The sequence below is a fragment of the Cypionkella psychrotolerans genome, from assembly GCF_001294535.1.
Lineage (GTDB): Bacteria > Pseudomonadota > Alphaproteobacteria > Rhodobacterales > Rhodobacteraceae > Cypionkella > Cypionkella psychrotolerans.
In genome coordinates this window covers 83,950-102,420 of record NZ_LGIC01000066.1, presented here as the reverse complement: position 1 = coordinate 102,420, position 18,471 = coordinate 83,950, and the positions used below count along the sequence as shown (strand labels likewise).

At 61.1% G+C, this 18,471-nt stretch carries 18 protein-coding genes; 4 read left to right on the top strand and 14 right to left on the bottom strand.

What is annotated here, in order from left to right; all coding sequences use genetic code 11:
• Nucleotides 1-89 precede the first annotated feature (89 nt).
• Both AKV04_RS15320 and AKV04_RS15315 read right to left on the bottom strand, forming a co-directional pair.
• Nucleotides 90-998: a cation diffusion facilitator family transporter gene (locus AKV04_RS15320; protein WP_054007292.1), complete on the bottom strand. Its 909-nt coding sequence runs from the start codon at nucleotides 996-998 to the stop codon at nucleotides 90-92.
• A gap of 88 nt (nucleotides 999-1,086) precedes the next feature.
• Nucleotides 1,087-1,632 carry an SH3 domain-containing protein gene (locus AKV04_RS15315; RefSeq protein WP_054007291.1) on the bottom strand — a complete coding sequence of 182 codons (546 nt, stop codon included), beginning with the start codon at nucleotides 1,630-1,632 and terminating at the stop codon, nucleotides 1,087-1,089.
• Nucleotides 1,633-1,730: 98 nt separating this feature from the next.
• Here AKV04_RS15315 and AKV04_RS15310 point away from each other — a divergent pair, with 98 nt between their 5' ends.
• The 3 genes from AKV04_RS15310 to AKV04_RS15300 all read left to right on the top strand — a co-directional run bounded on the left by AKV04_RS15310 (nucleotide 1,731) and on the right by AKV04_RS15300 (nucleotide 3,797).
• Nucleotides 1,731-2,717, top strand: coding sequence for a 2-hydroxyacid dehydrogenase (locus AKV04_RS15310; RefSeq protein WP_054007290.1), 987 nt, complete (start codon nucleotides 1,731-1,733; stop codon nucleotides 2,715-2,717).
• 2 nt (nucleotides 2,718-2,719) lie between these two features.
• A complete protein-coding gene (locus tag AKV04_RS15305; RefSeq protein WP_054007289.1) occupies nucleotides 2,720-3,016 on the top strand; it encodes a hypothetical protein in 297 nt (98 codons plus the stop codon).
• 121 nt (nucleotides 3,017-3,137) lie between these two features.
• Nucleotides 3,138-3,797 carry a TerC family protein gene (locus AKV04_RS15300; RefSeq protein WP_054007288.1) on the top strand — a complete coding sequence of 220 codons (660 nt, stop codon included), beginning with the start codon at nucleotides 3,138-3,140 and terminating at the stop codon, nucleotides 3,795-3,797.
• Between the two features lie 144 nt (nucleotides 3,798-3,941).
• On the opposite strand, the gene AKV04_RS15295 is transcribed toward AKV04_RS15300, so the two are convergent.
• The 5 genes from AKV04_RS15295 to AKV04_RS15275 form a co-directional block, all read right to left on the bottom strand.
• Nucleotides 3,942-5,183: an NAD(P)/FAD-dependent oxidoreductase gene (locus AKV04_RS15295; protein WP_054007287.1), complete on the bottom strand. Its 1,242-nt coding sequence runs from the start codon at nucleotides 5,181-5,183 to the stop codon at nucleotides 3,942-3,944.
• Nucleotides 5,184-5,248: 65 nt separating this feature from the next.
• Nucleotides 5,249-6,409 carry an iron-containing alcohol dehydrogenase gene (locus AKV04_RS15290; protein ID WP_054007286.1) on the bottom strand — a complete coding sequence of 387 codons (1,161 nt, stop codon included), beginning with the start codon at nucleotides 6,407-6,409 and terminating at the stop codon, nucleotides 5,249-5,251.
• Between the two features lie 3 nt (nucleotides 6,410-6,412).
• Complete coding sequence (locus tag AKV04_RS15285; RefSeq protein WP_054007285.1) at nucleotides 6,413-7,792, bottom strand: aldehyde dehydrogenase family protein; 1,380 nt, start codon at nucleotides 7,790-7,792, stop codon at nucleotides 6,413-6,415.
• 73 nt (nucleotides 7,793-7,865) lie between these two features.
• Entirely contained in the window at nucleotides 7,866-9,230 is a 1,365-nt protein-coding gene (locus AKV04_RS15280; RefSeq protein ID WP_054007362.1) for a glutamine synthetase family protein, read from the bottom strand.
• A 90-nt stretch (nucleotides 9,231-9,320) separates the two neighbouring features.
• Nucleotides 9,321-10,091 (bottom strand): N-formylglutamate amidohydrolase, encoded by a 771-nt coding sequence (locus tag AKV04_RS15275; protein ID WP_235815654.1) that lies wholly within the window; start codon nucleotides 10,089-10,091, stop codon nucleotides 9,321-9,323.
• A 190-nt stretch (nucleotides 10,092-10,281) separates the two neighbouring features.
• On the opposite strand from AKV04_RS15275, the gene AKV04_RS15270 reads away from it, so the two are divergent.
• Nucleotides 10,282-11,151 carry a MurR/RpiR family transcriptional regulator gene (locus AKV04_RS15270; RefSeq protein WP_054007361.1) on the top strand — a complete coding sequence of 290 codons (870 nt, stop codon included), beginning with the start codon at nucleotides 10,282-10,284 and terminating at the stop codon, nucleotides 11,149-11,151.
• Here the strand turns inward: AKV04_RS15270 and AKV04_RS15265 are convergent.
• The 7 genes from AKV04_RS15265 to mreC form a co-directional block, all read right to left on the bottom strand.
• Nucleotides 11,081-12,088 carry a DMT family transporter gene (locus tag AKV04_RS15265; protein WP_082351662.1) on the bottom strand — a complete coding sequence of 336 codons (1,008 nt, stop codon included), beginning with the start codon at nucleotides 12,086-12,088 and terminating at the stop codon, nucleotides 11,081-11,083. The genes AKV04_RS15270 and AKV04_RS15265 overlap by 71 nt on opposite strands.
• 148 nt (nucleotides 12,089-12,236) lie before the next feature.
• Complete coding sequence (locus tag AKV04_RS15260) at nucleotides 12,237-13,169, bottom strand: 2-hydroxyacid dehydrogenase (protein ID WP_054007283.1); 933 nt, start codon at nucleotides 13,167-13,169, stop codon at nucleotides 12,237-12,239.
• Between the two features lie 17 nt (nucleotides 13,170-13,186).
• Complete coding sequence (locus AKV04_RS15255) at nucleotides 13,187-13,810, bottom strand: DUF1345 domain-containing protein (RefSeq protein WP_054007282.1); 624 nt, start codon at nucleotides 13,808-13,810, stop codon at nucleotides 13,187-13,189.
• Nucleotides 13,811-13,814: 4 nt separating this feature from the next.
• Nucleotides 13,815-14,954 (bottom strand): rod shape-determining protein RodA, encoded by a 1,140-nt coding sequence (gene rodA, locus AKV04_RS15250; protein WP_054007281.1) that lies wholly within the window; start codon nucleotides 14,952-14,954, stop codon nucleotides 13,815-13,817.
• Between the two features lie 7 nt (nucleotides 14,955-14,961).
• On the bottom strand, nucleotides 14,962-16,947 hold the full coding sequence (gene mrdA, locus AKV04_RS15245; RefSeq protein WP_054007280.1) for a penicillin-binding protein 2: 1,986 nt from the start codon (nucleotides 16,945-16,947) through the stop codon (nucleotides 14,962-14,964).
• A complete protein-coding gene (locus AKV04_RS15240; RefSeq protein WP_054007279.1) occupies nucleotides 16,944-17,534 on the bottom strand; it encodes a hypothetical protein in 591 nt (196 codons plus the stop codon). The genes mrdA and AKV04_RS15240 overlap by 4 nt, the downstream gene beginning before the upstream one ends.
• Entirely contained in the window at nucleotides 17,527-18,456 is a 930-nt protein-coding gene (gene mreC / locus AKV04_RS15235) for a rod shape-determining protein MreC (RefSeq protein ID WP_054007278.1), read from the bottom strand. Before mreC ends, AKV04_RS15240 begins: the two co-directional genes overlap by 8 nt.
• Between the last annotated feature and the right edge of the window lie 15 nt (nucleotides 18,457-18,471).

The window sequence follows — 18,471 nt, the reverse complement described above, 5'->3', positions numbered from 1 at the left end:
AAAACGCCAATGCTGCGCACAGGCGCTAGTTTAGCGCAAATTGGCCTGACCACAAAGCGGTGAAATCTAAGGCGGGCTAGGGCTTTGCCCTAATGGCTCTGCCGCTTGGAGGCGGCGGTGACATCCGCCACATCCTTGTGGATGATCACATCGGTCTGCGGATAGGCCTGCAAAATCGCCCGCCGCAGCGCCGCCCCAATCGCATGGGCGTCGCGCAAAGACTGCTCGCCATCCAACTCGATATGCAGGTTGACGAAGACCTTGCTGCCCGCCATCCGGGTTTTCAGATCATGAAAGCCGCGCACCCCCGGCCAAGCGGCGGCCATATCCGCAATCCCGGTGACAATCGCGGGATCAGCGGTGCGGTCCATCAGCGCATCAAACGCCCCCTTGCCGATCCGCAGCGCGCCCACCGCCATAATCGCCGCCGCCGTCAAGGCCACCACCGAATCGATGCTGCCCAGCCCAAAGCTTTTCGACGCCCACAGCGAGATGATAGCCCCCATATTCGGCAGCAGATCGCCCATGTAATGCAGACGGTCGGCCGCCACCACGCGGCTGCCGGTCCGCTTTGCGACGCGACCCTGCCACCACACCAACACCACCGTCAGCGCCACCGAGACGCCCATCACCAGCATCCCTTCACCTTCGCCGACCAGATGCGCTTCGGTCGGGCCCAGTAGCCGCGTCACCGCCGCCCAAGTGATCACCCCCGCCGAGATCAGCACGAAAAATGCCTGCCCCAAAGCCGCCAGATCCTCGGCAGAACTATGGCCAAAGGCATGATCCTCGTCCGCAGGCTTGGCAGCATAGATTAGCGCCGCCATAGCGCCCAAAGACACCATCAGATCCATCGCGCTATCGGCCAGCGAGGCCGCCACCGACAACGACCCGGTCGTGCCATAGGCCCAAAGCTTCAGCCCCACCATCACCCCGGCAATCGCCACCGACGCAAGCCCCGCCGACAGATTCAACTTCATGCTGGCGGATGTGCTCATCTTACGCTCCTAAAACCCGGACCCGCGCCATACCCAAGCCGCCGCTGCAGTGCAAGCACTCTGCGGTCGCAGGCCGAACCGCAGGGCGCTAGTCTATAATCTCACCCGGATCGACACCCCAAAGCGATGATTTCAATATCCAGCCCTTTTCACCGCCCGCATTCACCCGACACCAATCAGCGTTACATTCCAGCAGCTTAGCAATCACGCCCAGTTCGGCCTGAAACGACACCCGCGCCTGCGCATCCGGGCTGTCGCGAAACTCCGCCATATCTTGCGTCACCAGTACCGAGCGCGACCCCGACAGCAGGTTGAACTGCATCCAGCCCCCCATGCCCTGATAATCCTCGACCCGCCGCCAGCGGTCATATTCGGCGGTGATCCTGAGCGGCATTCCCGCCGTGGTGAACACCCAGTCAATCCGGTGCGTCATCCCCGGCCCGCGCCGCACATTGCCCTCGCGCCCCTTCAGGCTGACATAGCGCGGCAGTGGCAGGTTGGTCACCGGGCCTTTGTTCGGATCGCGCGGGGTTTTGTCATCCGGGGCCGGGGCCATCGGCAGTTCTTCCTGCGCCTGCGCGCCGCCGGCCAGCAAAGCCGCCGTCATTCCCACCAAAAACTGCTTCCTGTTCATCCCGCCGCGCCCCAATTTCAGACGGGGGCTTGTACCTTGCCCCGCTTCCCGCCACTTTGCCAAACAATACGCTGATTTGGAAGTGCAGGGAGGCCTTCATGCCCGCAACACGCTTAAACGTTGTCGTGACGCGACGATTGCCAGAAGCCGTCGAGACTCGGATGAAGGAATTGTTCGATGTCGAGCTGCGCGACCCCGACACGCCGATGAGCCGCGAAGACCTAAGCGCCGCCATGCGGCGCTGCGATGTGCTGGTGCCAACGATCACCGATCAGATTGACGCGGGCCTGATCGCGCAGGCGGGGGATAAGCTGAAACTGATCGCCAATTATGGCTCGGGCGTCGATCATATTGATGTCGCAACCGCCCGCCAACGTGGGGTTTTGGTCAGCAACACCCCCGGCACGGTGACAGATGATACCGCCGATATGACGCTTGCGCTGATGCTGTCTGTCACCCGCCGCATCCCCGAAGGTCTGGCCGAAATGCAGGCGGGCAAGTGGCAAGGCTGGTCGCCGATGGCGCATCTGGGCGGTCGAATCGGCGGTCGTCGTTTGGGCATCCTTGGCATGGGTCGCATCGGCCAAGCCGTGGCGCGGCGCGCCCGCGCTTTCGGGATGCAGGTGCATTACCACAACCGCAAACGCGTGCGCCCCGAGGTGGAAGCCGAGCTAGAGGCGACCTATTGGGAAAGCCTGGATCAGATGATCGCCCGCATGGACATCATTTCTGTGAACTGCCCGCACACCCCCTCCACCTTCCACCTGTTAAACGCGCGTCGGCTGAAATTGCTGAAACCAACGGCGGTGATCATCAACACCTCGCGCGGCGAAGTGATCGACGAAAACGCTCTGGCCCGAGGCCTGAAAGCCGGTGAAATCGGCGGCGCGGGCCTCGATGTCTACGAACACGGCACCGAGATCAACCCAACCCTGCGAGAGCTCCCAAATGTTGTGCTGCTGCCGCACATGGGTTCCGCCACGGTCGAGGGCCGCATCGAGATGGGCGAAAAGGTCATCATTAACATCAAAACCTTCGCCGACGGCCACCGCCCGCCAGATCAGGTCGTGCCGGGGATGCTGTAATCATGCTGCGCTTTGCAGTGTTGCTGACGCTTGCCGCGCCCCCCGCGCTCGCCATGCTGTCGCCGTTTTATGACAGCGCCGAAAAGATCACCACGATCCTGCAAGACGGGGCGGTTGCAGATGCGCTGCGTCAGGCCCCAATCGGTGCGATCAGCAACACGGGCAGTTTCCCCGATGGGGCCGATGAATGGACGGTGCGCACGCAAGAGTGCGATCTTGTGCTCAAGTTGATCGCCAAGCCGCCTGGTATGCCCGGCAAAACCACCTATAGCGTCGAAATCACCACACCTTGCCCCTGAGGTGGTGGTTGCAAAGCTGCTTTCGGGCTGAACAGATGGAATTGGCTTTGAAAGCTGGGTTGAAATACACCCCATCAGCCCTTACCTAGCCCGCAACAACAACATACCAAACGGGACGGACATGGAAATCTTCACTTATCCGGGCTTTATTGCCCTGCTTCAGGTCATGGGGATTGACCTTGTCCTCGCGGGCGACAATGCCATCGTGATTGGCCTTGCCGCGGCTGGTCTGCCAAAAGAGCAGCGCAACAAAGCCATTCTGGTTGGCATCATCGCGGCCACCATCATGCGGATCGGTTTTGTGCTGATCACCACGCATTTGTTGGTCATCGTTGGGTTATTGTTGGCGGGCGGCATCCTGCTGCTTTGGGTTTGCTGGAAGATGTGGCGCGAGCTGCAACAGGGCCACGGCAGTGACAATATGGCCGAGGAATCGCTGACCGACCGCGATCTGAACGCCGATGGAACCGTCGCAGGCGGCGCGCCGCGCAAGACCTTTGCGCAAGCCGCGTGGCAGATCGTGATTGCCGACATTTCGATGAGCCTTGATAACGTGCTGGCTGTGGCGGGCGCCGCGCGTGAACATCCGACCGTGCTGGTGATCGGCCTTGTGCTGTCGATCGCGCTGATGGGCCTTGCCGCGACGTTTATCGCGCGCCTTTTGAACAAGCACCGCTGGATCGCCTATGTCGGCCTTGCGATCATCGTCTATGTCGCGCTGAAAATGATGTGGGAAGGTTGGCACGAAGTGCAGCCTTTCGTGCTGGCCCATCTGGGCTAAGACCACTGGCATCTGCCGCGAAAGCCGCCCTTCGTTTGGGGCGGCTTTTTGCTGTCACGGGTTGAAGTGTTAAAAATCTGTTAACGGCGCTAGGTCAACTGTCTGATATATAGGTATAAAAAAAGGTCCCGAGTTGGGACCACCTTAAAACCTGCCGGGCAAATACGGCGTCAAATCCAATTCCGGCTGCCGCCCCGCTACCAAATCCGCCACCAATCGCGCCGTGATCGGGGCCAAGGTCAGCCCGATATGCCCATGCCCGAAAGCATGGATAACCTCCGCTCCAGCCCGGCTCGGCCCAATCACCGGCACCGAATCCGGCATCGAAGGCCGGAACCCCATCCACTCCCGATCCGGCGCGCCGAGGTCTGGGAAAATCGCCCGCGCCCCCTCCACCAGCTTCCTGATCCGATGTGGCGAGGGCCCAGCCGTCAGCCCCCCCAACTCCACCGTCCCCGCCACCCGTAGGCGGCCACTCATCGGACACAAATAAAACCCGCGTGCCGTCGGACAGGCAGGCCGGGTCAGGCGCGGTGAGGCCATATCCCACTCCACATGATACCCCCGCTCGGTCTCCAGCGGCACCTTATCCCCCGCCTGCAGTGCCAACCCTTTTGAATGCGCCCCCGCGGCAATGATCACCCGCCGCGCCCGCAGGCGCAGGTCTGGACCTTCAACCACGATGCCATCAAACTGCCGCGTGATCGTCCGCGCTTCGGCCTGCACGAAACCGGCCCGCTTGAAAACATAGGCCGCAAGGGTCTGCACCATCAGCCCCGGATCGGACAGAAACACCGCTTTCGGAAAGAACGCAGCGCCGCCCTCCACAGCAGGCAACCCCGGCTCCATCCGCGCCAACACATCTGGCGAGATCAACTCAACAGTGATCCCCTGTGTCCGCCTGAACGCCATATCTGTCTCGGCGGCTTTGAAGGCGGCTTGGCTCTCATAGAGATACAAGCACCCCTTGTGCTGCAAGATCGCCGAGCCCCCGATCCGATCCGCCAAGGCAAGCCAACTCGGGCAAGCATCCGCCACCAATGCCGCAATCGCCGCCGCATTGCGCCGGGTTGGGCCGGGCAGCGATTGCACAGAAAACCGCGCGAGCCATGGCATCAGCGAGGGCAGGGCGGCGCGGCGGATGGCGAGGGGGGAGTTTTTGTTCAGCAGCAGGGACGGCAGGTTTCGCAAAACATCCGGGCTGCCGACCGGCATCACCGCATAATCGGCGATGGTGCCGGCGTTGCCATAGCTGGCCCCCATGCCGGGCTGGCCGGGATCGACCAGCACCACCTCGCGCCCCTCGGCCGTCAACGCCTCGGCAATGGCAAGGCCTACGACCCCCGCGCCAAGGATCGCGATATCGGTGGTGACGTGCTGGGTCATTTTGGGGTCCGTAAGTAAAGGCGGCGGTTTTTGCGGTTTACAGGCTGAAACCGCCGCTTTTCAAGTTACATGCAGGCCTCGAACAACGCGCGGGTGTTTCCACGCGTCATCGTCACCGGGTTGCCGCCGCAGGAGGGGTCTTCCAGCGCCATGTCGGTCAGCATGTCGAGATCTTCGCGCTTCACGCCCATCGCGGTCAGGTTGGCGGGGATGTTCAACTCGGCCCGCAAAGCCATCACAGCGGCGCGGAAGCCATCGAAACCACCCTTGATGCCAAGATAGGCGGCGGCTTTCTCGATGCGGTCCTCAATGGCCGCACGGTTCATGTCCAGCACCATTGGCATCACCACAGCGTTGGTGGTGCCGTGATGGGTGCCATAGACTGCGCCGACAGGATGGCTGAGCGAATGGATCGCGCCCAGACCCTTCTGGAAGGCCACCGCCCCCATCGCCGCTGCCGACATCATATGCGCGCGGGCATCGAGATCGTTCGGGTTGGCGTAGACTTTCGGCAGGTTCTCAAACACCAGCCGCATGCCTTCCAAGGCGATGCCTTGGCTCATCGGGTGATAGAACGGCGAGGAATAGGCCTCAAGACAATGCGCCAGCGCATCCATGCCGGTGCCAGCAGTGATGAATTTCGGCATCCCCACCGACAGGGCCGGATCGCAGATCACCACCACGGGCAGCAGTTTGGGATGGAAGATGATCTTTTTCTTATGCGTCACCGAGTTGGTCAGAACGCCTGCGCGACCAACTTCCGAACCCGTGCCAGCGGTTGTCGGCACCGCGATGATCGGGGCGATTTTACTGGCATCGGCGCGGGTGTACCAGTCGTCGATATCCTCCAGATCCCACACCGAAAGGTCTTTGCGCTGATGCGCCATCAGGGCGATCATTTTGCCAAGGTCGAGGGCCGAGCCGCCGCCAAAGCAGATCACGCCATCATGGCCGCCAGCCAGATAGACCGCGATTCCGTCTGCCATATTGGTTTCATTCGGGTTCGGATCGACTTCGGAAAACACCGCAGTGCCAAGACCGTGGGCTTTCAGGATGGCTACGGCCTCGGCGGTGATCGGCAGGCTGGCCAGGGCCTTGTCGGTGACGAACAGTGGTTTTTTCACCCCGGCGGCGGCGCAATGTTCGGCCAGTTCGCTGATGCGGCCAACACCAAATTTGATCGCGGTGGGGTAGGACCAGTTCCGGTTGGGGACAGAGTGGGTCATGGTTTAGACTTTCTTCAGATGGTAGGATTTCGGGCGGGTGACCGAGAGGAAACCCAAATAGGACAGGCTGCCGCCGCGTCCGGTGTCTTTGCAGCCGGTCCAGCACAGCGCGGGGTCGAGGTAATCGGCGCGGTTCATGAAAATGGTGCCGGTCTCAATCTGCGCACCGAGAGCGGCTGCGGTGTCGTAGTCTTCGGTCCATATGCTGGCGGTCAGGCCGTAGGGGCTATCGTTCATCAGCTTAAGGGCCTCGGCGTCGTCCTTGACCTTCATGATGCCGACGACCGGGCCGAAGCTTTCCTCCATCATAACCCGCATCGAATGATCCACGTTCACCAGCACTTGCGGCGCAAGGTAGGCGCCGCCGTCATCGGCCGGGAACAGGGCAGGGTCGATCAGGGCCTTGGCACCTGCGGCCACGGCTTCGGCTATCTGGCCGCGCACAACGGCGGCGAAACGTTTGTTCGCCATCGGGCCGAGGGTTGAATCGGCGTCAAACGGATTGCCGAGTTTCAGGGTCTTCACCCAAGCCACGGCCTTTTCTACGAAGGCATCGTAGAGCGATTCATGCACATAAATCCGCTCGATGCCGCAGCAGCACTGGCCCGCGTTGAACATCGCGCCATCCATCAGGGTATCGACGGCGGCATCCAAGTTCGCGTCTGCGCGGACATAGCCGGGGTCTTTGCCGCCGAGTTCGAGGCCCAAGGGCGTGAAGGTGCCCGCAGCGGCGCGCTCAATCGCCTGACCGCCGCCGACCGATCCGGTGAAGTTGACGAAATTGAAGGCGCGGTTGGCGATCAGATGTTCGGTGGTGGCGTGATCCAGCACGACATTCTGGAACACATCGGCGGGGATGCCAGCGGCGTGGAAGGCATCGGCTAGGCGCTCGCCGACCAGCATGGTCTGAGAGGCGTGCTTCAGAACGACCGTGTTTCCGGCGATCAGGGCGGGAACCAGAGTGTTGATCGTGGTAAGATACGGATAGTTCCATGGGGCGACGATAAACACCACGCCCAAGGCTTCGCGGGCGATATAGCGTCGGAATTTATCGCTGTCTTCAATGGTTTGCGGCGCGAGAGTGGCTGCGGCAATATCGGACATATAGTCTGTGCGGGCGTTCACACCGCCGAATTCATCGCCAAAGCGGGTGGGGCGGCCCATTTGCCAAGCCAGTTCCTCGACGATCTTCGGGGCGTTGCCGTTCAGATTGGCGACGGCGGTTTTGACCAAAGCGATGCGTTCGGCCAAGGGGCGCGCGGCCCAAGGCTTTTGCGCGGCTTTGGCGCGGGCAGCGGCGGCTTTCGCGGCGTCGAGTGTCAGCGGTGTGCGCTCGGCATAGACCGAGCCGTCCACTGGCGAGATGAGTTGAATGGGTTTCATCGTGTTGGTCCTTGGTAGGGCGGAGGTTTCCCCCGCCAATCTTGAGTGAAGGCGGGGTGAACCCCGCCCTACATTACGCGCGCTCTAACAGACGCTGGATTTCAAAATCAGTGACGACGCGGTCGGTCTCCGAAATCTCCCACTGGGCGGCGTGGTGGTAGTGGTCCACCACGTCATCGCCAAAGGCTTTGCGGTACATGGCCGAGGCGTTGAGCAAATCGGCCGCTTCGCGCAGGTTGTGCGGGATTTCCCGCACATCGCCCGCAGCATACATATCGCCCTGCATTTCGGGCTCCAACTCCAGCTTCTGCTCGATGCCGTCAAGGCCAGCGGCCAACAGGGCGGCGCAGGTGAGATAGGGGTTCACATCGCTGCCGGGGATACGGCACTCCACCCGGATCGCTTTGGTATGCTCGCCGCATACCCGGAACCCTGCGGTGCGGTTGTCGGCGGACCAGACGGCTTTGGTGGGCGCGAACATGCCCACGGTGAAGCGTTTGTAGCTGTTGACGTAAGGTGCGAGGAACACCGTCATTTCCCGCGCATAGGCCAGTTGGCCCGCGATATAATGCTTCATAAGCTGGCTCATGCCGTGCTTGTCTTTTTTGTCATAGAACGCAGGCTTGCCGTCGAGCGTCCACAAAGATTGGTGGCAATGCGACGACGACCCCGCCTTGCGGTGATCGTATTTCGCCATAAAGGTCACCGACTTGCCCTTCGACCAAGCGATTTCCTTGATGCCGTGTTTGACGATGCTGTGGTTGTCGGCGGTGTCCAGAGCGTCGGAGTATTTGTAGTTCACCTCCTCTTGCCCCGCATCCGCCTCACCCTTGGAGTTTTCAATGGTGATGCCTGCACCATAAAGCCCGTTGCGCACGGCGCGCATCACGTCTTCTTCCTTGGTGGTCTGGAAGATGTGGTAATCTTCATTATAGGCGCTGACGGGTTTCAGCCCGGTAAAGTTGCTATCGCGCAGGGATTCGTAGCTGTTTTCAAATAGATAGAACTCCAGCTCGGTCGCCATCATCGCATCAAAGCCCATGGCGCGGGCGCGTTCGACCTGACGCTTCAGGATGTTGCGCGGCGCGTGGGGCACTGGGTTGTGGTGGTGATCCAGCGTGTCGCCCAGCACCATCGCGGTGCCTTCCAGCCATGGCACCCGGCGCAGGGTGCTCATGTCGGTTTTCAGGATGTAGTCGCCATAGCCCGTCTGCCAGTTCGAGGCTTTATAGCCCTGAACCGTGGTCATCTCCATATCAACGGCAAGGAGATAGTTGCAGCAATGCGTCTCCTCCCATCCGCCATCGACGAAGAATTGCGCGTGAAAGCGCTTGCCCATCAGGCGGCCTTGCATGTCGATGCCAGCCACCAGAACGGTGTCAATTTCTCCAGCCTTCACGGCGGCTTTCAGGTCAGAAAGGGTCATATTGCCGGGCATGTCCGGGATCTCCGCTGTTGAGTTCCCCGTCTGGTGCGGGGTCATGTGCATTTGGGGCCAAAGCCCCGCCGAGAAGCCTTTAGCCGCGCGTCAACTGGCCTTCGCCTGCCGCTGGATTTCCACCAGACCCATGTTCAATACAGCCGCCAACTGATCCGCCATCACCTCGGCGGCCTCTGGCGTTGCAATCAGATCGTTGCGGATTTCCAGCATCGCATTGGGCAAGCCATAAGGCGTCGCCTGCACGCGCAAAGTATGCGTCACATCATCAGCCGCTGAATAGGGCGCGTTCAATTCGGCTTGCAGTCCGGTCAGCTTATGCGCGGCGTTCAAGATCGCCACCGACAGATGCGGGTCGGCATCATGGATCACGCCGAACTCCACCCGGCGGAGCTTGTCGTGATAGATCGGGGTGAAGGAGTGGATGGTGATCATCACAGGCTGCAGCCCCAAAGCGATGCGCTTGGCGATCAGGCTGTGCAGGCCGTTGGCCCATGGCAGATACACGGCTTCGGTCCGCGCCAGCCGCTCACTGGCCGAGATCGTGGCATTGCCGGGAATGTCGTGGATTTCCGAGCGTACAGGCATCGCCCCCGGCATATCCGGCGCACGGTTGCAGTCATAGACAAGGCGGCTCACCGGGGCGTGGATCAACACTGCATCCAAGCGCTGCGCGAGGCCGCGAGAGACCGCCAAAGCGCCGGGGTCCCAGGCGATATGTGCCATGCGCTGCGCAGGCGTCAGCCCCAGATCGCCCCACGCAGGCGGGATATGGTTGCAGGCATGTTCGCAGACCAGAATGATCCGGCCAGCGGCCTCGACATTCTCGATCACAGGCAAAAATGCGTCGACCAGCGGCACGGGCGCTTTGGGGGGCGCGGGCGTTTTGAGTTTCGTTGCACCTCGCATGGCGTCGAGTCATCCCCTAGAGTTGCTCCAAGGCTCACCTTTTGCCGCAGTTCTGTCAAGAATGTTTCTTTCGGGGCGGCGCTGATACAATCTTTTCCAAACCCTACAATTTGCGCTAGGCTTGGCGAAAGAGGAGGCCGCGATGGATGCCAGACTAAGTTTAGACGAGCAACTGCGCGCAGCTTTGCCCGATCTGACGCGGGCCGAGCGGCAACTCGCCACGCATGTGCTGTCGCATTACCCGGTGGCGGCTTTGGGCTCGATCACCATTCTGGCAAAAGCCGCATCCGTGTCGACGCCGACGGTGGTGCGGCTGGCACAAAAGTTGGGCTATAAGGGGTATCCCGACTTTCAGGCGGCCTTGCGCAGCGAGGTCGAGGCGATGCTGGTCTCTCCCATTGCCAAGCACGACCGTTGGGCGGGCGGCGTGCCGGACACGCATATTCTGAACCGTTTCGCCGATGCGGTGATGGCCAATCTGCAAGCCACCTTGGGCCAGATCGATCATGCCGAATTCGATGCCGCCGCCCGGTTGTTGGCTGACCCGGCACGGCATGTCTTCGCGATGGGCGGGCGGATCACTCATTCGATGGCGGATTATTTTACCTCGCTGATGACCATCGTGCGGCCGCAAGTGACGCTGCTGTCGGACAGCTCCTCCACATGGCAGCCCGCTCTGCTGGATATGCGGCCAAGTGATGTGCTGCTGGTGTTCGACATCCGCCGCTATGAAAACGCCGTGCTGCAAGTGGCAGAAATGGCGAAAGAACGCGGGGCCGAGATCGTGCTGATCACCGACCGCTGGATTTCCCCGGCCTCGGCGCATGCCCGCCACACCTTGGCCTGCCATATCGAAGCGCCCTCGGCTTGGGACAGCAACGTGTCGTTGATGGTGCTGGTGGAAACCCTGCTGGCAGCGGTGCAGGACTTAACTTGGGATGTCACCGAAGGCCGGATGAAGCGGCTGGAGGAACTCTATGCCCGAACTCGTTTCTTCCGCCGTCACCGTTAGAACCGCTTAGGTCATCCTCTGCGCTCAAATATCCTCGGGGTGAGGCGTGATACGCCGAGGGGGCGAGCCCCTGCACGCGCTGAAACCGCCCGCCGTAAGCATTTAAAAGCACCGCCGCCAGCAACACCGCGCCGCCAATCAGCGTGCCGCGCGACACCGTCTCGTCCAACAACAGCCAAACCCAAAGCGGGGCCAGCAGCACCTCAACCAGCGACAGCAATGTCGCCTGCGCGGCGGGCACTACTTTGCTGCCAATGGTATAAAGCAACATGCCGCCCGTCAGCGTCACTGCCCCCATCAGCGCCGAAATGGCAATCTCGGGCAGCGGGATCAGCACGGCTTTGCCAAGGATTGCCAAAGCCACCGTCCCGGCGATCATCGAGAAAAACCCGCCCAAGGCCACCGCAGGCAGCATGTTGGCGAGCCTGCCCCAGCGCAATGTCACGGTGAAAATTGCAAACCCAAGCGCCGAGACCAAAGCGGCAATATTGCCGTCCATCGCCCCCCCTGCAAGGCCGCCGCCCACCATCACCAGAATGCCCAAGGCGGCGAGAGCAATGGCAAACCATGTAAGCCAGCTCACGTCTTCGCCCAGCAACACCCGGCCCAAAATCGCGGCACACAACGGTGAGGCCGCAAACAGCAGCACGGCATTGGCGACGCTGGTGGCTTGGAACGCATAGATCGCGCCCGAGAAAGCCATCACCAGCCCAAGGCCACCCAGCACCCCGGCCCAGCCGACCGAGCGGATTTCAGTCATGATGCTGCCGCGTGAGGCAAGCCCGATCCAGAGCGCCAGCACCGGCAACATCCCCGCCGAGCGCCAGAACAATATTGCCCAAGACCCGGTATCTGGGATCAGCCGGATGATCAGCCCCTGCGTTGACCACAGCACCCCGGCCAGGATGATCAGAATTGCGCCGCTCAGATATGACATGGCTGCCCCCGTTTGCGGCAAGTTGGGCGCGGTGAGGGCGCAGGTCTGGCTCAATCGCGACCTTTACCGCACTGATCCTGCCGAAACCGCAGGCGGAACCGATTTCCGCGCGGAAATCGTGCACGGAATTCGCGCGAATTCCGGTACCTCAGTAGCCGCGGATGCGGTCCACCAGATGCAGCAACGGTTGGCCTGCCTCACAGCGACAGATGTTTTCCACCAGCACTTTCGCCGCTCCGGTGGCGCGGGTGTCGGCGGCGATATGCGGGGTGACGGTGACGCGGGGATGGCTCCAGAACGGATGATCTGCAGGCAAAGGCTCGATGCGAAACACATCCAGCGTGGCATGGCCGATCTGACCCGAGTCCAGTGCCGCCAGTAGGGCTGCATCGTCGATCAGCGGCCCGCGTCCGGGGTTCAGGATAAACGCGCCGGGCTTGAGCCACGACAGGCGTTCCGCGTTCAGGATATTCTCGGTTTCGGGGGTTTTCGGCAGCAATGTGACCACGATATCCGCGCCGCGTAAGGCTGCTTCCAGTCCGGCCTCACTATGAAGGCCCTGAATGCCTGCGGTCACTTTCTCGGTCCGGCTCCAGCCCACCACGTTGAAATTTAACGCCGCCAAAGCCTCCGCGCAGGCGGTGCCGAGCGCGCCCATGCCGAGCATCGCCACCTTCCTCTCGCGTGCCAAGGGTGGGCAGGTCGCGTCCCAGATATGGCCCGGATTGATGATATGGCGGTCCATGCCGAGATGATGGCGCAGCGTGTGACCGACCACCCATTCCACCATGCCCTCGGTCAGCCCGTTATCGACCATCCGGCACAACGGTTGGGTCAGCGTTGTGTTGCCAACGATGCGTTCAACCCCGGCCCAGAGGCTTAGCACCGCCTTGCAGCCGACATAAGGCGTGAAATCCTGCAATGGCGCGGAAGGCGCATAGATGATGTAATCTACAGTGGCAGGGTCAGGGGCTTCGGTCACCACTTGGGCGTCGATCCCGGCAGCCGCCAGCAACTGCGGCAGCAGGTCGCGATATTCCTCCCACACGGCGGGGGCAGAGAAAAACACGGTGAGGCTCATTCCAGGCTCCTGTAACTTCAACCGGCACTGCTCACAGCGGCATTCACCGCGAGCGCCAGAATGATGGTGTTGTAAAAGAAAGAGCCGACCGAATGCAGCAGCACGACTTTGCGCATCTGCGCTGAGGAGGTGGTGACATCACTGACCTGCGCGGTCATGCCGATAACGAAAGAGAAATACAGGAAATCCCAAGGGTCTGGCTTATCGGTGCCGGGAAACTCAAGCCCGGCGGGCGTTTTGGCCTTGCAGGGCTGATAGAACAGATAGGCATAGTGAAACCCCGCCAGCACATGCACGGCAGCCCAGCCCAGCGGGACCGAGCCCAAAGCCATCAGCCGCGCGGGTGTGCTGTCACTCGGCGCGCTGAGCACCAGAATAATTGAGGTGAGACTGATCGCCCCTGCGGCCAGCGCCAACACCAGGATTGCGACCACGCCGGCATCATTCTGCTCGGCATGGATGCGCAATTCGTCCGAGGATGTGGTGGCCGCGAATTGCAGCATCAGCCCCAGATAGCTGACGAAAAACGCATTGGCCGCCGCCAGCACGCGCAGCTCAAACGGCAGTGGCGTCAGTTGCACCAGCAGGGCAACGACTGCGCCGATCACAAAGGCGAGCACAAAGCGGATGTGACGTTTCATAGGATTACCTCGGTCGATGCACGATGGCACTTTGCACCAGCCCAAAGGCCAGTAAAATCACCAAAGTCGCCGAGCCGCCATACGACAGCAGCGGCAGTGGCACGCCCACCACCGGAGCCATCCCCATCACCATTGCAAGATTGACCGCGAGGTAGAGAAAGAAGTTCATCGCCACGCCGATGATCAACAACTGGCTGAAACGATCCTTGTTCTGGATCGCCGCGATGATACAAAACACCAAGACCAGCGTGTAGAGCGCCAGCAAAGAAATCGCGCCGATGAAGCCGAATTCCTCGCCCAAGGTGGTGAATATGAAGTCGGTGTGCTTTTCCGGCAGGAAATTCAATCGGCTCTGCGTGCCTTGCATGAATCCTTTGCCCGCCCAACCGCCCGATCCCAAAGCAATCTTGGCTTGGATGATGTTGTAGCCGGTGCCCAAAGGGTCTGCCGAAGGGTCCAGAAACGTATGGATGCGTTTGTATTGGTAATCATGCAGCACCTGCCACGGCGTGCCTTCCGACATGATCACTGCCGCAAGGCCTCCGCCGCCCAAAGCCGCCACCGCGCCGAAATACCACAGCGATACACCTGCCGCGAACATCACCCCGGCCCCGCCCAAGACCAGCATCATCGAGGTGCCAAGGTTGGGTTGCTTCAACACGAAATAGGTTGGCAGCAGAATAAGCGCCACCGGGATCACCACCCACAGCGGGCGCGAGACTTTCTTGTCATCCAGCCAATCGTAATAGGCCGCTAAGATCATCACCAGCGTCACCTTCATCAATTCCGAAGGTTGCAAGCGCATGAAGCCCAGATCAATCCAGCGCTGCGCGCCCATGCCGACGGTGCCGAAGAAATGCACAACCAGCAAAAGCAGCATCGCCACAAGGTAAGATACTCCCGACATGCTGCGCCAGAACCAGATCGGGATGAAGGCCACGAAGAACAGCAGCCCCAGACCCATGCCAAAACGCTTGATTTGCGGCAAAGCCCAAGTGTCCATATCGCCGCCCGCGATAGAATACAGCATCAGCCAGCCGATAGCGGCGATGGCGGTCAACACCAAAATCAGCGCCCAGTTGATGTAAAACACCTTGGCGATGCCACTGGGCGCTAGTTTGAGGCGATATTCCAGAAAACTCATCGCCCATTCACACCTTTGAGGCCGCAGGCTGGCTGCCATCGGGCAGACGCAGGCGCAAGTCGTTCATCCGGCTCTCAATCGTGCCGCGCTGATCAGCGGGGTAGGCGGTGAGCGGCGGGATGCCCCCGGTCAGCGCCCGCAACAACGCATCGCGCGCGATCGGCCCGGCCACGGCGGAGCCGCCGCCGCCGTGTTCCACCACCACCGACACCGCATAGCGCGGCGCATTGGCGGGGGCAAAGCCGACAAACAGCGCATGGTCGCGCAAGCGCCACGGCAAGGCTTCGTTCTTCGTAGCCCCGCTGCGCTTTTCGGCATCGGAAAAGTTACGCACCTGTGCTGTGCCAGATTTGCCGCACATCTGCATGGTGTCATCGGCAATCCGCGAGCCACGCCCAGTGCCATGCGGGCCGTTCACCACCTCATACATCCCCATCTGCACCGCGCGCAGTTTCGAGCCATCGACACCCAGCCCCTCACCCTCGGCGATGGGCACTTCAATGTCGTTCACCGAATGGATGATGCGGGGGGCTACTTGTTTGCCGCTAGCGATCCGCGACGCCATCACCGCCAATTGGAGTGGCGTGGCCAGCACATAGCCCTGACCGATCGAGGCGTTGATGGTGTCGCCGATCACCCAAGCCTGACCGTAGCGTTCCTGCTTCCACGCCTTGTTCGGCATCTTGCCTTCCGAGATTGCCGACATTGGCAGGTCGTGGCGGATACCAAGTCCGAGACTGCGCCCGGTTTCGGCCATCTTGTCGATGCCAACTCTTTGACCAACATCATAAAAAAACACATCGCAGCTTTCTGACAAGCCGCGTTTCAGATTGACCGAGCCATGCCCGCCGCGCTTCCAGCAGTTGAATCGGATGCCGCCCATTTCGATATAGCCGGGGCAATGGACCGCGGTATTCTCATCAATCACGCCCGCTTCCAGAGCGGACAGTGCCGTCACCATCTTGAAGGTTGACCCCGGTGGATAGGCCCCCTGCACCACCTTATTCGCCAGCGGGCGGTGGTCATGCTCGGTCAAAGCGGCGTAATCGGCGCTGGAAATCCCGCGCACGAACAGGTTCGGATCAAACGAGGGTGAGGATACCGCCGCGATGATGTCGCCGTTGTTGACATCCATCACCACGCAGGCGGCACTTTCCTCGCCTAAGCGGGCTTGGACGAAATTCTGCACATCGGCGTCAATCGTCAGCCGCAGGTCTTTGCCTTTCAGACCTTCGGCGCGGTCCAATTCGCGCATCACCCTGCCAACATGGTTGACCTCAATGCGCTTGGTGCCTGCCGTCCCGCGCAGCGTGTCTTCCATCCATTTCTCGACCCCGATCTTGCCGATCTGAAACTTTGGGATCATCAGCAGTGGGTCGATGGACTCGCCGGTTTCTTGCTGCTTTGTGCGCAGTTCTTCCAAGTCTTTTTCCGAAACGGGGCCGACATACCCCACGATATGCGCGAAATCAAAATCGCGTGGATAAAGTCGGCTCAGTCCAGACTCGGGTGTTACGCCGGGCAGGGCGGGGGCGTTGATGGCGACTTTGCTGAAATCGTCCCAGTCCAAACGCTCGGCCACGGTGATCGGCACGAAGGCAGAGTTCACCCTTGGGTTCAGCTCTTTCATCGCGTCGGCAAGATCCGCGGCGGTCATCGGGATAATGTGGCTGAGGCGGTTGAGCACCTCTTCCACTTCGGCATCGGTTTTGCCGGCGTTTTCGCGGGTGATCACCACGCGGTAATTCTGCTCATTCCCAGCGATCAGCTTGCCGTTTCGGTCTTGAATCAAGCCTCGCGCCGGGGGGATCAGCCGGATGCTGACACGGTTTTCTTCGGCCAGCAGGCGAAACTCATCGGCCTGCTCGACCCCGATAAACCGCATCCGCGCGCCCAATGCCGCGACCATCGCCGCCATGCAACCGCCCATGAACAACGCCCGCCGCGTCACCGAGCGTGAGGTGGCTTCAGTATCGCGCGGCGCCCGTCTCACATCCGTCTCCCATAAGCATCAATTTCGCCCATCGCAGGCTTGTGCAGGTCCAGCACATAGCGCGACAAGAACACCACGACAGGATAACACAGAACCGACCAAACCACCTGGATCATTGCAAATCCAAAGCCGGTTTGCGGCACCAGCACCATCGCGAAGAACGTCCGATATACCAGCAGCATTGCCACCATCAGACCCGAGACCAATAGCCATTCAACCCCAAAGTTCAATTCACGAGTCAGTGCAACGCGACCCCGCACGAACTCTGAAGCCAAAAGCACCAGTGCTGTCCAGAGGCCGGGGGGGCGATCCAGCAGCATATCCTCCAACAGCACCACGGCGGCGATCAGCAGGGCAGGCAGGTAATCCGGGCGGCGCATCGTCCAGGCAAAGATGATGCAGAGCAGCAAATCTGGGCCCGGCGTGCGGTTCAGCCAGACGGTGAAACGGCACCACCCGGCAGTCTCGGCGCAATCTGACATCATCGCCATCGGCAAAGGCAGCAGCCGCCAGAACAGCAGCAGCAGGGCGATGGCCACGAACAAAGCGCGGTGCAGCCAAACCTCACGCGCGGCGGGGTCAACCATTGCTGGCTCCCGTCTCGGAGGCGGGCTCTGGCGTGGTTGGCGGCTTTGGCGGCCCCTGCACCGGGGGGGATGTCACCAAAGCACCCGGATCGGTGATCGGCGTCAACTCATGGCTGCGCAGCACGCGCAGGAATTCGAGGCGCTGGTAGTCCGCCGACAAAGCCACCCGCAGCCGCTTGTCGGTGCCCAGCACGACCGAGCCCACCAGCAACCCCGCCGGAAACATCCCGCCATCGCCCGAGGTCACCACCCTGTCGCCGGGCCGCACCTCATCGGGGTCTTCCAGAAAATCCAATGGCGGCAGGTCAGAGTTGTCGCCCGACAGCAGCGCCTTCTGCCCGGAGGGCTGCACCGTCACCGGCACCCGGCTGTTGCTGTCGGTCAGCAAGATCACCCGGCTGATCTGCTGACCCACCCCGGAAATCCGGCCCACCAGCCCGATACCATCCATCGTCGCCCAGCCATCCTTAATGCCATCGCGCGCGCCGACATTCAGCAACACCGACTGGCGGAAGGGTGATCCGCTATCGGCCAAAACCACCCCCGTCACATGGGTCAGCATCGGATCCAGCCGGACATGGTTCAGATCGAGCAGCCGGGCATTCTTCTGCTCCAGCTGCAACGCCGCCTCTTTCCACGCCTTCATTTGGCGCAATTCCTCGCGCAACTGCTGGTTCTGCTCATAAAGCCGCGCGTAAGATTGGTAATTGTCCAACACCCCCGCCGTCCATGTGACCGGCGCCGCCGCCCATTGAAAGCTGGGCACGAAGCGGTCGACCAAAGCCGCGCGGAAGCGTTCCACCCTTGGGCTGTCGATGCGCCACAAAAAGAACAGCCCCAGCATCAACAGAATCAGCAATCCCACCAGAACCCGGCGCAGCGGGCGGTGGAATTCTTCTGGATCAATGCGGTTTCTTGCCATGACTGGCCCGTTTCA